The organism is Flavobacterium enshiense DK69 (genome assembly GCF_000498495.1).
Lineage (GTDB): Bacteria > Bacteroidota > Bacteroidia > Flavobacteriales > Flavobacteriaceae > Flavobacterium > Flavobacterium enshiense.
In genome coordinates, this window is the sequence record NZ_AVCS01000013.1 from 218,666 (window position 1) to 232,254 (window position 13,589).

Here is a 13,589-nt window from a genome sequence, read left to right on the forward strand (position 1 = left end):
CCATTTAGCCTGAGGACAACTTTATACAATACGCCACAAGTATATGGCTTAAACCCCTTAGAATTCATCGCTGGTAAAACTTTGAATATTTTTCTTTTTGTACGGACGGATAATCAAACGGCCTTCGCGATCGAATTTGATATAATTGTAAATCCAATTCATCAGCACCACCGCTTTGTTTTTGAATCCGATTAGCGAGAACAAATGTACAAACATCCAAACGAACCAAGCAAAAACACCTTGAAAATGCCAATGCGGTAAATCAACCACTGCTTTATTTCTTCCGATAGTGGCCATAGAACCTTTATCATTGAACACAAAAGGTTTCATTTTTTTATTTTGCAATAGGTTAATCAGGTTTTCTGCCAACAAATCACCTTGCTGAATCGCTGGTTGTGCCATCATGGGATGACCTTGCGGATTTTTATCGGAAGCCATTAAAGCTACATCCCCAATTGCGAAAATAGTGTCGTAACCCAGCGCCTGATTGAATTCGTTTACCCTTACGCGATCGGCACGTTCCGTTAAGGCTTCTTTTTTCAAACCGTTCACTACAGCGCCTTTCACTCCTGCCGCCCAAATTACAGTTGCCGTATCAAAAGTTAAATCCGAATTGGTGGTTACCATTCTTCCGTCGTAATTGGTTACCCTTACACTTTTCCAGATACTCACGCCCAATCCACGGAGAAAATCTTCTGCTTTTTGAGATGATTTTGGCGACATTGCATCGAGCAAACGTTCACTTCCCTGAACAACGTGAATCCCCATATTGCGAATATCCAAATCTGGGTAATCTTTGGGAAGAATGGCTTTTTTCATTTCAGCCAAAGCCCCGGCAAGTTCCACTCCGGTTGGCCCTCCTCCTACGATAACGAAATTCATAAGCGCATTTCTTTCATTGATATCATTGGTAAGTAATGCCTGTTCGAAATTTTCCAGAATCAGGCTGCGTATATTTAGCGATTGAGGAATAGTTTTCATCGCCATACTGAAACTCTCGATTTCCTTGTTTCCGAAATAATTGGTTTTGGAGCCGGTTGCAATCACAAGATAATCGAAATACAGGTCACCTATGTCAGCGATGATTTTTTTATTTTCAGCATCGATTTCCTTAACATTAGCCAATCGGAAGTAAAAATTCTCATAATCCTGAACTACTTTCCTGATCGGGTAAGCTATGGAACCGGCTTCCAATCCGCCCGTGGCTACCTGATACAAGAGCGGCTGAAACGTATGGTAATTGTGTTTGTCGAGAAGGACAACCTGTGCATTTTTATTTTTAAGTTTTTTAGCCAGTGAAATTCCGGCAAAACCGCCACCTATAATCACGATGCGCGGAAAACTCGATCGGGGAATATTCATTTTCTTTTGAGTAGCTGAGTTACTAAGTAGCTAAGTTACGAAGAAAGTAAGCAGAAGAGTTATGAAAAAAGGGAAAAGAGAAAAGGGAGAAGAGAGAAGTTTATAAAATGCCTAACGTTTTCCCTTAGCCCCGATTGGAGCGGCATCCTTTTAAATTGTCACATTTCGACTCCGCTTAATATGACAATTTAAAAGATAGAGCGAAAAGCGGGACCATGGCTTAAAAAAATGCCTGAAGTGATGCTCCTGAAAAATAAAAAACAAAAATTTGTAACAATTGGTTACAAGTTAACACTAATGATTTATGAATTCGAGTTTAGAGCAGTCCTTTGTTTCTCAATTAAAAGAACATCAGAATATTATCCACAAGATTTGTAGGCTGTATACTTCTGATGAAGATTCACATAAGGACTTGTTTCAGGAAATTACCATTCAGCTTTGGAAAGCATTCCCTCAGTTTCGGGGTGATTCGAAATTTACCACCTGGGCGTATCGGGTGGCTTTGAATACGGCCATCACGCTTTACAGGAAGAAAACCAAATCGATCAACACCATCGAATTTGACAGTACGATTCACAGGTTTGCCCATGATGACTACAATTACGAAGAGGAAGAACAGATCAAATTGTTGTATAAAGCGGTACACCAGTTGAACGACATTGAAAAAGCCTTGGTTTTCATGTACCTCGAAGACAAAGATTACACAGAGATTGCCGAAACACTTGGGATTAGTGAAGTAAATGCAAGGGTTAAAATGAACAGGATCAAAGGAAAATTAAAACGAATAGTAAATCCCTAAGGAAAGGAAAACATGGACGAGTTAGATTTATTAAAAAAGGACTGGAAGAAAAACGAACCTCAGTTTCCGAAAATTTCGGAACAGGAGATTTATGCCATGCTGCATAAGAAATCGTCTTCTATCGTAAAATGGATTTTTATTATCAGTATCATTGAATTTATTGCTTTGAATTCCCTGAGTTTTTTACTTCCGAATGATTTTGATTCAAAATTAGGATGGGTAGAAACTTTTGTTCGTTATTCGGATTATGTGAGTTATGCCGTTGCAGCATTCTTTATCTATTTATTTTACAAAAACTTCCAATCCATATCCTCTACATCCACAACAAAAAAACTGATGGAGAGTATTTTGAGAACAAGAAAAACGGTAACCTATTACATTTTCTTTAATATAGCCTATGTGTTTTTGGCTGGACTGCTTATTATTGGTTCTCAAGTAAAATTGTTGCTTATTGACACGCATCAGGAAATGAAAGTTGTAGTGGGCGCAAGTTTATTATTACTGGTATTTTTACTCGTTATTCTTTTAATCGTATGGTTGTTCTACCGATTGATTTATGGTTTCTTGCTAAGAAGACTTCACAAAAATTATGAAGAATTAAAGAAAATCGATTTATAATAAAAAAAGCTTCAACAATGTTGAAGCTTTTTTTATGCTTATTAATTAATCTTAATCCTCGTAATCTTCTTCATCCTCATAATCGTCCACACCAAACAAATAAGGTTCAATCATGATTTTATCGGCAAGAGCCTCTACCCTTTCGGTTAAGTCTTCTGCAAAGAAAAGGCGTTGCGTTTTTTCGACACTGTTGGACAAACGCAAAACGATGGCATCCATTCTTAATTTAAAAAGTTCGTCGGCATCGTCAATCACAAACATTTTTACCGTGTTCATGTTAAAACCTGCTGAAGAAAACATGGCGTTGATTCTGTTAGGTGTACCGATCAAAACATCAACCCCTAACGAAATCTGGTTTTTATCGTAATCGATATCACCTTTGTCATGAGAGCCAAAAACACGTAAATTGGTATAATGGGCGAATCGTTTAAATGTATCTACCATTTCCAGAACAGCTTCTTTGTCTTGCACTATGATAAGTGCGCGGGTAGATTCACCAACAGCTTTTTCAAGTTTCTGGATTACCGTGTACACTATCGTCGTAGATTTTCCGCCACCTTTAGGCATAATCACAACTGCATCCGCACCGCTTTTCAGGGTGCTGAAACAGTCTTTCTGAATTTCATTCGGCGTTTCAATTCCGTTTTCGGCTAAAGCCTTGGACAGCTTTTCGTTTATTTTTTTTAGTTTCATTTAAAAGCTAAGTTAAAAGGGATAAGAGATAAGGAAAACTAAATTTATGTTTGCCTCATCACTTTCAACTAATTTATTTACTTGCGAACAGTTTCACATCGTTTTCCGAAATCTCCGTTCCGCCTAAAATAATAAGGCGTTCCACCACATTTCGAAGTTCACGGATGTTTCCAGTCCAATCGTATTCCTGTAATAATTTAATGGCATCGACAGAGAATTTCTTAACTGTCGTTCCTTGTTCTGAAGCAATTTTTTCAGCGAAATGATTTACCAGCAAAGGAATATCATCGCGTCGGTCATTCAATGCCGGAACTTTTATTAAAATCACCGCCAGACGGTGGTATAAATCTTCACGGAAGCGGCCTTCTGCTATTTCTTTTTTCAAATCCTTGTTGGTTGCCGCCACCACGCGAACATTGACTTTGATATCTTTATCCGCACCTACACGCTGAATGAGATTCTCCTGTAAAGCGCGTAATACTTTTGCTTGCGCCGAAAGACTCATATCACCAACCTCATCCAAAAAGATAGTTCCTTTATCTGCTGCTTCAAATTTCCCGGCTCTGTCTTTCACCGCTGAAGTGAAGGCCCCTTTTACATGACCGAACAATTCGCTTTCAATCAGTTCACTAGGAATAGCAGCACAGTTTACTTCGATCAGCGGAGCACCTGAACGCTCACTTTTTTCGTGCAACTGATGCGCCACCAACTCTTTACCTGTTCCATTCGGACCGGTAATTAAAACCCGGGCTTCGGTTGGCGCTACCTTATCAATCATTTCTTTAATCTGATTGATGGCATCGCTTTCACCTATCATTTCGTAATTTTTGGAAACTTTCTTTTTCAGGATTTTGTTTTCCGCCACCAGTTGTTTTCGGTCTAAAGCGTGTCGGACCGTATTTAACAACCTGTTCAAATCCGGTGGTTTGGAAATATAATCGAAAGCTCCAAGACGCATAGTGTTAACGGCAGTTTCCAGATCGCCATGACCTGAAATCATCACCATCGGGATTTCCGGTTTTATTTTTTTAACGGCTTCGAGTACTTCTTCGCCATCCATTTTTGGCATTTTGATGTCGCACAAAACCAAATCATAATCTTCGTTCTTGATTTTTTCCAAGCCCTGAAGACCGTCTTCTGCTTCATCCACTTTATAGGTATCACTTTCTTCCGATAGGATTTTTACCAAAACCCTGCGGATGGATGCTTCGTCTTCGATGATTAATATTTTTGACATCTTTTTTTGAGTTTCTGAGTTGCTGAATAACTAAAACAGAGGAATTTTAAAATTAAGAACTAGACTACTAAATTACTAATACTTAAGCCATTTATACAATTCCTTCCAGGTTGGTTTTTTACCGTACATTAAAATACCTACGCGATAAATTTTCGAGGCAAACCACACCACACCAAAAAACGTTCCAAAAAGTAAAGCAATCGATAATGTTAACTGCCACCATGGCACACCAAACGGAATTCGCATCAGCATTACGATAGGCGATGTAAACGGAATCATGGAGAATACCGTAGCCACAGTTCCGTGAGGATCATCCATAACGGTAAAGAATCCGACATAAACTCCTAACATCAGAGGCATGATAATCGGCAATAAAAACTGTTGTGAATCGGTTTCCGAATCGACCGCCGCACCGATGGCCGCATAAAGTGAGCTATACAGGAAATATCCTCCGATAAAATAAATGATAAAACAAGTGATTAATGTTCCGATGGGTAGATTCCAAATCTCATGAATATACATTTGTATCGTACCTCCCAATTCATGTTTGGCAGCATCTACCATTGCCGGATCTACCGAAGATGCTGCTCCTCCAGCCTGAATGCCGAACAAGGATGACACACCTACTAACAGTGCACAACCAAGAATAGCCCAAATTGCAAATTGAAGAATTCCTGCTAATGAGTTTCCGATGATTTTACCCATCATCAACTGATAAGGTTTAACCGAAGAAATAATGATTTCAATGATACGGTTCGTTTTCTCTTCGATAACGCTTCGCATCACAAAATTCCCGTAAATAATAATGAACATCATAATCAGATAACCGAAAGCAGAACCGATTCCGATTTTGATTTCGTTCAGCCCTTTCAAGCTGTCTTCACCCGAAAATTTAGCCAAATGCACATCGGATTCCACTTGAGCGCTATCAATTTTTGCAGAATCAAAGCCTAATTCTTTTAAGTTATTCTGGGTAAGTTGATGGTTAATCACATCCTCCATCTCCATGATAAATTCCATACTCGGACTATCATCAGAGATGTACTCTACCTTTGTTGCCAAGTCTTTCGGATTGGTCACTTTCGGGATATAGATCAAGCCTTCATAATTTTTGCTGGCAGTGTCTTTTGCTGCCTTGAAAGGCATCGCCGATAAATCTACATAGGCTGTTTCTTTATTGTTTTTAAAGTCTTTTTTGAATACGCCCAATTCATCGTGAATCGCCACTTTTTTTACTTCGCCTTTATTCATATTGGCCAGGTAAGCGATTAAAAATGACATTCCGACAATTAAGAGCGGACTTAAAAAGGTCATTACGATAAATGATTTATTGCGCACTTTGGCAACAAATTCCCTTTTTATGATTAATGGTACTACAGACATTTTGAGTTATGAGTTATGAATTAGCATTCACAATTACTTTTGGCTTACTGTTTGGATAAAAATATCGTTTACGGTTGGGATTTTCTCAACGAAATGAGTTACCTGACCGTTTTGCGTAAGGATGTTCAATAATTCATTTGGCGTTGCTCTGTCAAGTTTTATATTCAGCTTAATCTCATCGTTTAAGGATTTAAAATTGGTTTGCTCCAACTTGAATTTCTGAGTCAGCTCATACATCAGGCGCTCCACGTTATCGGACAAGATACCGACTTCAAACGAGTTAGTCCTATGGGATTTTTTTACATCGATCAACTTCCCTTCAATCAGTTTGTTTGATTTATGAAGCAAAGCGATGTAATCGCACATCTCTTCTACGCTTTCCATGCGGTGGGTAGAGAAAATTACTGAAGTCCCTTTTTTATTAAGTTCGATGATTTCATCTTTGATAAGATTGGCGTTAACCGGGTCGAAACCTGAAAAAGGTTCGTCTAAAATCAATAATTTAGGTTCGTGAAGAACGGTTACGATGAATTGCACTTTTTGCGCCATCCCTTTTGACAATTCCTGAATTTTTTTATCCCACCAGTTGCCTATTTCAAATTTATCGAACCAATATTTCAATTGTTTTTTGGCTTCGGAATGAGGCAAGCCTTTCAGTTGTGCCAAGTACAAACACTGTTCGCCCACTTTCATGGTTTTATACAAACCACGTTCCTCAGGCATATAGCCAATGTGCTGTACGTGGTGAGGCGCCAATTTTTCGCCATCCAGATATACTTCGCCACCATCAGGCATGGTAATTTGGTTGATAATGCGGATAAGAGATGTTTTTCCGGCACCGTTAGGACCAAGAAGCCCGTAAATACTGCCCTGGGGAACTTGTAATGAAACACTGTTTAAAGCAGTATAGTCGCCATATTGCTTAACAACATTTTTAACTTCAAGAATTGAACTCATTGCAAAATTTTGATTTATTTCATCACTTCGGTCAATTTTAACCTAGCGCGTGTAAAAGTACACATTAGTTGTCGATTGTGTTATATTGTTACACAAAAAACCCACCCTGACTTACATCAGGATGGGAAAAAAAATTGCTATGCTAAAAACATAACAACAAAAAAATTATGAAAACATATCTTTTACTTTCTCAAAGAAAGATTTGTCAGTTTTTTCAGGTTTTGGAATGAAGTTGTCTTCGTTTAACGCTTTTTCGAAGAACTGTTTTTGTTCTTTAGTTAACGTTTTAGGTGTCCAAACATTTACGTGAACCAGCAAATCACCGCTTCCGTAACTGTTGATGCTTGGAATTCCTTTCCCTTTCAGGCGAAGAATTTTTCCCGACTGAATACCTTCTTCCAACTTAATTCGGACTTTTCCTCCTACTGCTTCAATATCTTTTGAAGTTCCCAAAGCGGCTTCTGCAAAACTGATGTATAAATCATAATGTAGGTTCTCCCCTTCACGTTTTAAGAACTCATGTTCTACTTCTTCAATTACAACAATCAAATCACCCGGAATACTGTTAGAACCCGGAGCATCATTTCCTTTTCCGGAAACCTTTAACTGCATACCGTCAACAACCCCTGCCGGGATTTTGATTGAAACGGTTTCGTCCTCCATAATCAAACCATGAGCATCCGCCTGTGATGGTTTACTGTCAATAATCTGCCCTGTTCCGCCACAAGCATGACAAGGTGAAGACGTTTGCATTCTTCCTAAGATCGTATTGGTAACTTTCATGACCTGACCCGAACCGTGACATGTCGGACAAGTTTTATAGGTAACACCGTGAGCCTGAACTTTGCGTTTTACCTTAACTTTTTTCTCAACTCCATTGGCGATTTCTTCCAAAGTAAGTTTAACTTTGATGCGAAGGTTTCCGCCTTTCATTCTGCGTTGACCACCGCTGTTCCCGCCAAATCCTCCGAAACCGCCTCCAAAGGCACCTCCGAAGATATCACCGAATTGGCTGAAAATATCGTCCATATTCATATGGTGAGCTCCACCGCCAAATCCGCCTGCTCCTTCAAAGGCCGCATGACCATACTGATCATAACGTGCTTTTTTGTCAGCATCTCCTAAAATTTCATACGCTTCGGCAGCTTCCTTAAATTTATCTTCCGCCACTTTGTCGCCCGGATTTTTATCAGGGTGGAATTCCAGTGCTTTTTTACGGTAAGCTTTTTTTATCTGCTCTGGGGTTGCGCCTCGTTGAACTCCTAATACTTCGTATAAGTCTCTTTTTTTCATCAGCTTGCTTTATTTTGGCTTACTGCCCAATAACTACTTTCGGAAAACGAATAATCTTATCTCCTAACTTATATCCTTTTTCCACTACATCCACCACTTTTCCTTTTAAATCATCTCCGGCTGGAATTTGTGTTATCGCCTCAGCGAAATCGGCATTGAAAACATCCCCTGCTTTTACTTCCACTTCTTCCAATCCTTTTGAAAGCAAAGTTGATTTTAATTTTTCGTAAATTAATTCAACACCTTTCAACAGATTCTCATCTTCGGTTTTTGAGATTTGGACCATAGCCCTGTCAAAATCATCCATAACCGGTAACATTGACTGCAAAACTTCCTGACCGGCAGTTTTAAAAAGTTCCACGCGTTCTTTTGAGGTACGTTTTTTGTAATTTTCGAATTCGGCAAACAAACGCAAAAACTTGTCTTTTTCTTTTGCTAAATCTTCCTCAAATTGCTGTTCCGGAGTTAATACCGGATTTTCAATCTCCTGGTTTTCTGAAACATTTTCATTTTGTAACTGCTCATTCTCGATGTTTTCAGTACTTTCCTGGCTCATATTTTTAAATATTTTTTTGAACATTATTTTCTTGTATCACTTTTGGGACTGCAAATGTATTGCCAAAGCATTTAAAAATGTCAATTTGTCATTTGTTTTTTTAATTAAATATTGCAAACCCGGAATTAGTTATCTAACTTTAGTATAATTTTAAGAAGTTTTTGATTACGAATAAATAGATTTGTATAACGCGTAAAATTCATTATTATGAAAAAAATTGTTTTAAGCCTTTTGATAGCATCCTGTATGGTTTTTGTCTCCTGCAAAAAAAGTGAAACAGAAACCAACAAAGATAATGCTGAGCCGGTAGCTTCCACAGAAGGCAACATATACAAAGCAAATCCGTCTGAATCCATCATATACTGGTCAGGATCAAAACCGACAGGAAAACATATGGGAACGGTTAACCTTCAGGAAGGTGAATTTATTGTAAAAAACAACAAAGTTGTTGGCGGAAAATTTACTATTAACATGAACACCATTACGGTTACCGATTTAAAACCGGATGACGGTAAAGAAGATTTGGAAGCGCATTTGAAAGGAACCGGCGATAAGGATGAAAAAGACCACTTTTTTAACGTTGAAAAATATCCTACAGGCCTTTTCCAGATTAGACGAATTGAAGATGAAAATGGCAAAACTGTTGTTTATGGTAATCTGTCCATAAAAAATGTAACTAAATCCGTTAATTTCCCGGCTACTATAAATGTTAGCGACAACGAAATTAATTTTGTGAGCGACTCTTTGGTATTAAACCGAACTTACTGGAATATTACTTACGGTTCAAAGACTATTGCTGGCACACTGAAAGACAATCTCGTTCACGACGAAATGATTTTACAGGTAAACGTAAAAGCAAAAAAATAATTATTAATTCATCTTACGTTATAATCTTTAAAAAGCATCGGAACTCCGGTGCTTTTTATTTTTATCTTATCAATAAAATTGTCAACGGCATTTACAACTAATTCCAATTATCTGCTTTATAATGTTTTTAAAGATTTAACTCCCAGAATTCATTCATTTCGTAAATTTTATTTTAAAAATATAGGTAAAAAGCTACTTTTAAAAAAACAGCAAAAAACAATTTTGTGAATGTTACCTATAAAAAGACACTTTTTTGTAAAAGCTTCTTAAAAAAAGCCTTTTTGTTATTTTTAAGAAAAACTGCACAATTCAGGGAAGTAAATAAGCAATATATTTACATCAGTTATTCGACAAGTAATTAACCTAAAATAAAAATATTTAATAAGTATTAACAATAATAACTTACGAATATGAAGAAAAAATTACTTCCTGCATTATTTATTGCCACATTAACATTCTTTTCAAATGAAAATCTAAGAGCCCAAAACAGTATAAACTTAGATGGAATTAATGATTTTGTCCAAACAAACTATTCCGGTATAAGTGGCAGTAGTGCTCGAACAGTTGAGGCTTGGATTAAAACTACTGCCAATGCAAATCCCAGCGCCGGTGGTATACAGCAAATTATTACTGATTGGGGAACAAATTCCAGCGGATCCCGCTTTACATTTAACATTTTAAACAATAATGCTATTCGTCTTGAAATAAACGGCTCATCAGTAAACGGAACCATTCCGGTTAACAATGGGGCATGGCATCATGTAGCGGTTGTTTATGATCCATCCGCGGCATCAAAAATCAGTCTTTATGTCGACGGAAATCTAGATACTGCCGGAAATCCAGCAATATCAGTTAACACTGGATCTACCGTAAAACTAAGAATTGGAAATCGAGTGGATGGTGTAACTTTTTTCAATGGAAGCATCGATGAAGTACGCGTTTGGAATGTTGCCAGAACTGCAACCGAAATCGCAGGCAATAAAGATATAGAATTCTGTTCTCCTCAACCGAATTTAACTGCTTATTATAAGTTCAATAATGGTTTGCCCAACGGAGCAAACACATCAATCACAACTATTGAAGATTATTCTACAAACACAAACAGCGGAACTTTAACCAATTTTGCCCTTACAGGAAGCTCTTCAAACTTTACTGCTGGAGCATCGCTCACTCTGAATTCAATCAATACTTCCGTTACAGCTAACAATGGTACGTTAACATCAGCTGAAAACATGATATCCGGCACAACTTACCAATGGTTGGACTGCATCAATGGAAATTCAGTTATTCCAGGTCAAACCGGTCAATCATTCACTCCGGCAACACCAGGAAATTATGCAGTTGAAATTACAAAAAACGGATGCAAAACTGTTTCAACATGTACACAAATTACCTTAGCAACGGATTCATTCGACTTCGGAAAACAAATTAGTCTTTACCCTAACCCTTCATCAGGTTTATTCTCATTCCAGTTACCTTCAACGGAAGAAAAAATAACTGTTTCCGTAAAAACAATAACAGGACAAACCGTGATGAGTAGAAATTTCAGCAATACTTCTGAATTTACATTGGATGTTAATGAAAGTACAGGAATCTACTTTGCAACAATCGAAACAAGTTCCGGCGAATTCGCAACTTTTAAACTTATCAAAAAATAATACCTTTTAAAAAACAAAAAGCACCGAGATAACGGTGCTTTTTGTTTTATATCTATAAGTCATCTACACAAATAAATTATCGAGTGCTTTTTCAAGAATTTTGAATTTGTACTGAAACCCAGCATTCAAAGCTTTTTGCGAGCTTACATTCTGACTTTCATAAAGCAGTATATTCATTTCGCCCAGCACTAATTTCATCAGAATTTGAGGTACATTCGGCATAATAATGTCTTTATCCAATGCCTCGGCTATAGCTTTAACAAGTTCCGAATTGGTTACCGGATGCGGAGCCACTGCATTATAAACACCACTCCAGCTATTTCGGATAGCATACAGGAACATGGCAACCAAATCGTGGATATGAATCCAGGACTGCATTTGTTTCCCAGTCCCGAACGCAGCCCCCATTCCGGATTTAATAGGTTTTGCCATTTGAGGCAAAGCCCCACCTTCATTCGCTAATACCAAACCGATTCTGAGTTTACAAACTGTAATATTTAAACGGCGGAACTTTTCTAATTCCTTTTCCCATTTTTCAACGACACTCCCTAAAAAGGTTGGGCTTATGTTGTTGTTTTCTTCAGTATATAATTCGGTCAGACTGCTCGGATAAATGCCAATTGCAGAAGCAGACACAATCTGCTTAACCTGATTGGGATTATTTTTAAGCACGTTATAAAGTAAATTGGCAGTCAGGATACGGCTTTCGATGATCTCCTGTTTATACGAATCCGTCCAGCGTTTTGCTATGCTAGCGCCTGCCAGATGTATGATTGCATCCACACCTAAAAGACAATTCTCATCGATTACCCCTTTTTGCGGATCCCAAAAAAAACCGTGATAATTAGGCTCGCTTTCTATTTTTTTAGCTGAAGTAGTTAAATAGTGAATGACTATGCCGTTTTGCAAGAGCAACGAAACCAACTCCTTTCCGATCAACCCTGTCGCCCCTGTTACCAAAACTTTCATTCTCAGCTTTTTATTACAAATTTAATAGGCTAAAGATAAAAATAAATGTTAATTAAGGTAGGTTTAACTTTTATTCAGAATTTACTTGAGTTTGATACTCCATTCAAAATCCATTTCGGAAACCTGGTCACCCATTTCGTCAATGCCTACAGATTTCATCCAAAAGGTCTGCCCCTCTCCTGTTGCGATTGCCCTCTGAATTGCTTCGGCTATTAAATTTCCCTGATTACAGGTAAATGTGATGCGCCCTTTGGCTTTTTTAGTGAAGTTCCCCTTGTTATTTGCGACCAACATGGAGATATTCTTTTCGCTTTTTTTAATCTGATACATTACCAAAGCTCCTGTCGTTAGTTCTGCTGCCATGGCCTGCACGGCAAAATACATGGAATTAAAAGGGTTTTGATTGAACCATCTGAACTTAACAGAAGCCACACACTTTTCAGGAGAAATATGTTTTGCACGAACGCCGCACCAAAATGCGGAAGGCAATTTAAAAAACAAAAAAGTATTCAATTTTAAGGGCGTAAACTCCATAACACTTTGATTTTAGGCTAATATACAAAAAATAGTAGGCACTCATAGTAAATTTTACATTGTTAAAATTTTGTTAATTTAGAGTACTTTGTATTGCAAGGTATCTGCTTTTAGCCTTATCTTTGTATAAGAAATTAATAGACTATCCAAAGTATTATTAAAAAAATCAATCATCATGAAAAAATCAATCATTTATTTAGGAATCGCTTTAATAACGTTTACGAATGTTATTTCGGCATTGGGTCAGCAATCTCATAATAATGACGGTTTGACTCAAATAGTGCAATCAAACGAAAATGTAGAAGGTCACGTTCAGGGTAACGATGTAACAGAAAGAAATAGTAATAAGGCTGGAAATCCGGTGGGTATTGAACCAACAACTATTGAAATTCCAACTTATGAAAAAACCATTACGGAAATCATAGCTGAAAACAATCAAATCATCGAGAATACAATTCCATTTGAAGAAACAACTGAAGATTATCTGGCAAACCTCTCATCAGATTTTTATCCACTCGACAATGAAAAAACAATGGAGGACATTATACTACAAGACAATCAGATTATTGAAAGCCCTGTTGTAAATTACATTCAGCCAATAGCTTTAGAAAAACCCAAGAAGTAATAACCTTACAAATACTCAAAATTAAAAAATGTTAAAAA

At 37.5% G+C, this 13,589-nt stretch carries 14 protein-coding genes; 5 read left to right on the top strand and 9 right to left on the bottom strand.

The window, feature by feature from the left end; translation table 11 throughout:
• Nucleotides 1-57: 57 nt before the first annotated feature.
• Nucleotides 58-1,362 (bottom strand): NAD(P)/FAD-dependent oxidoreductase, encoded by a 1,305-nt coding sequence (locus tag FEDK69T_RS09705; protein ID WP_023573988.1) that lies wholly within the window; start codon nt 1,360-1,362, stop codon nt 58-60.
• A 304-nt stretch (nt 1,363-1,666) separates the two neighbouring features.
• On the opposite strand from FEDK69T_RS09705, the gene FEDK69T_RS09710 reads away from it, so the two are divergent.
• The gene (locus FEDK69T_RS09710; RefSeq protein WP_023573989.1) at nt 1,667-2,161 is read left to right on the top strand and encodes an RNA polymerase sigma factor; all 495 of its coding nucleotides are present in this window, start codon (nt 1,667-1,669) and stop codon (nt 2,159-2,161) included.
• A gap of 12 nt (nt 2,162-2,173) precedes the next feature.
• Nucleotides 2,174-2,779, top strand: coding sequence for a hypothetical protein (locus tag FEDK69T_RS09715; RefSeq protein WP_023573990.1), 606 nt, complete (start codon nt 2,174-2,176; stop codon nt 2,777-2,779).
• A gap of 51 nt (nt 2,780-2,830) precedes the next feature.
• On the opposite strand, the gene FEDK69T_RS09720 is transcribed toward FEDK69T_RS09715, so the two are convergent.
• The 6 genes from FEDK69T_RS09720 to FEDK69T_RS09745 all read right to left on the bottom strand — a co-directional run bounded on the left by FEDK69T_RS09720 (nt 2,831) and on the right by FEDK69T_RS09745 (nt 8,922).
• Nucleotides 2,831-3,472 (bottom strand): DEAD/DEAH box helicase, encoded by a 642-nt coding sequence (locus tag FEDK69T_RS09720; RefSeq protein ID WP_023573991.1) that lies wholly within the window; start codon nt 3,470-3,472, stop codon nt 2,831-2,833.
• Nucleotides 3,473-3,545: 73 nt separating this feature from the next.
• Nucleotides 3,546-4,709 (bottom strand): sigma-54-dependent transcriptional regulator, encoded by a 1,164-nt coding sequence (locus tag FEDK69T_RS09725; protein ID WP_023573992.1) that lies wholly within the window; start codon nt 4,707-4,709, stop codon nt 3,546-3,548.
• A gap of 75 nt (nt 4,710-4,784) precedes the next feature.
• Nucleotides 4,785-6,092, bottom strand: a complete 1,308-nt coding sequence (locus FEDK69T_RS09730) for an ABC transporter permease (protein WP_023573993.1) — start codon at nt 6,090-6,092, stop codon at nt 4,785-4,787.
• Between the two features lie 33 nt (nt 6,093-6,125).
• Nucleotides 6,126-7,049, bottom strand: a complete 924-nt coding sequence (locus FEDK69T_RS09735; RefSeq protein WP_023573994.1) for an ABC transporter ATP-binding protein — start codon at nt 7,047-7,049, stop codon at nt 6,126-6,128.
• Nucleotides 7,050-7,214: 165 nt separating this feature from the next.
• Nucleotides 7,215-8,342 carry a molecular chaperone DnaJ gene (gene dnaJ / locus FEDK69T_RS09740; protein WP_023573995.1) on the bottom strand — a complete coding sequence of 376 codons (1,128 nt, stop codon included), beginning with the start codon at nt 8,340-8,342 and terminating at the stop codon, nt 7,215-7,217.
• A 19-nt stretch (nt 8,343-8,361) separates the two neighbouring features.
• Nucleotides 8,362-8,922, bottom strand: coding sequence for a nucleotide exchange factor GrpE (locus tag FEDK69T_RS09745; protein ID WP_023573996.1), 561 nt, complete (start codon nt 8,920-8,922; stop codon nt 8,362-8,364).
• A 183-nt stretch (nt 8,923-9,105) separates the two neighbouring features.
• On the opposite strand from FEDK69T_RS09745, the gene FEDK69T_RS09750 reads away from it, so the two are divergent.
• Both FEDK69T_RS09750 and FEDK69T_RS09755 read left to right on the top strand, forming a co-directional pair.
• Complete coding sequence (locus tag FEDK69T_RS09750; RefSeq protein WP_023573997.1) at nt 9,106-9,765, top strand: YceI family protein; 660 nt, start codon at nt 9,106-9,108, stop codon at nt 9,763-9,765.
• Nucleotides 9,766-10,175: 410 nt separating this feature from the next.
• On the top strand, nt 10,176-11,423 hold the full coding sequence (locus FEDK69T_RS09755; protein ID WP_023573999.1) for a LamG-like jellyroll fold domain-containing protein: 1,248 nt from the start codon (nt 10,176-10,178) through the stop codon (nt 11,421-11,423).
• Between the two features lie 63 nt (nt 11,424-11,486).
• Here FEDK69T_RS09755 and FEDK69T_RS09760 read toward each other — a convergent pair whose 3' ends face one another.
• Both FEDK69T_RS09760 and FEDK69T_RS09765 read right to left on the bottom strand, forming a co-directional pair.
• A complete protein-coding gene (locus FEDK69T_RS09760) occupies nt 11,487-12,392 on the bottom strand; it encodes a TIGR01777 family oxidoreductase (RefSeq protein ID WP_023574000.1) in 906 nt (301 codons plus the stop codon).
• A gap of 81 nt (nt 12,393-12,473) precedes the next feature.
• Nucleotides 12,474-12,926: a DUF4442 domain-containing protein gene (locus tag FEDK69T_RS09765; RefSeq protein WP_023574001.1), complete on the bottom strand. Its 453-nt coding sequence runs from the start codon at nt 12,924-12,926 to the stop codon at nt 12,474-12,476.
• Nucleotides 12,927-13,101: 175 nt separating this feature from the next.
• Between FEDK69T_RS09765 and FEDK69T_RS09770 the strand changes: the two genes are divergently transcribed.
• The gene (locus FEDK69T_RS09770; RefSeq protein WP_023574002.1) at nt 13,102-13,551 is read left to right on the top strand and encodes a hypothetical protein; all 450 of its coding nucleotides are present in this window, start codon (nt 13,102-13,104) and stop codon (nt 13,549-13,551) included.
• Nucleotides 13,552-13,589: the final 38 nt, after the last annotated feature.

Coding starts and splice junctions, on each gene's coding strand:
- FEDK69T_RS09705 (WP_023573988.1), bottom strand. CDS start 1,362: ATGAATATTCCCCGATCGAGTTTTCCGCGCATCGTGATTATAGGTGGC.
- FEDK69T_RS09710 (WP_023573989.1), top strand. CDS start 1,667: ATGAATTCGAGTTTAGAGCAGTCCTTTGTTTCTCAATTAAAAGAACAT.
- FEDK69T_RS09715 (WP_023573990.1), top strand. CDS start 2,174: ATGGACGAGTTAGATTTATTAAAAAAGGACTGGAAGAAAAACGAACCT.
- FEDK69T_RS09720 (WP_023573991.1), bottom strand. CDS start 3,472: ATGAAACTAAAAAAAATAAACGAAAAGCTGTCCAAGGCTTTAGCCGAA.
- FEDK69T_RS09725 (WP_023573992.1), bottom strand. CDS start 4,709: ATGTCAAAAATATTAATCATCGAAGACGAAGCATCCATCCGCAGGGTT.
- FEDK69T_RS09730 (WP_023573993.1), bottom strand. CDS start 6,092: ATGTCTGTAGTACCATTAATCATAAAAAGGGAATTTGTTGCCAAAGTG.
- FEDK69T_RS09735 (WP_023573994.1), bottom strand. CDS start 7,049: ATGAGTTCAATTCTTGAAGTTAAAAATGTTGTTAAGCAATATGGCGAC.
- dnaJ (WP_023573995.1), bottom strand. CDS start 8,342: ATGAAAAAAAGAGACTTATACGAAGTATTAGGAGTTCAACGAGGCGCA.
- FEDK69T_RS09745 (WP_023573996.1), bottom strand. CDS start 8,922: ATGTTCAAAAAAATATTTAAAAATATGAGCCAGGAAAGTACTGAAAAC.
- FEDK69T_RS09750 (WP_023573997.1), top strand. CDS start 9,106: ATGAAAAAAATTGTTTTAAGCCTTTTGATAGCATCCTGTATGGTTTTT.
- FEDK69T_RS09755 (WP_023573999.1), top strand. CDS start 10,176: ATGAAGAAAAAATTACTTCCTGCATTATTTATTGCCACATTAACATTC.
- FEDK69T_RS09760 (WP_023574000.1), bottom strand. CDS start 12,392: ATGAAAGTTTTGGTAACAGGGGCGACAGGGTTGATCGGAAAGGAGTTG.
- FEDK69T_RS09765 (WP_023574001.1), bottom strand. CDS start 12,926: ATGGAGTTTACGCCCTTAAAATTGAATACTTTTTTGTTTTTTAAATTG.
- FEDK69T_RS09770 (WP_023574002.1), top strand. CDS start 13,102: ATGAAAAAATCAATCATTTATTTAGGAATCGCTTTAATAACGTTTACG.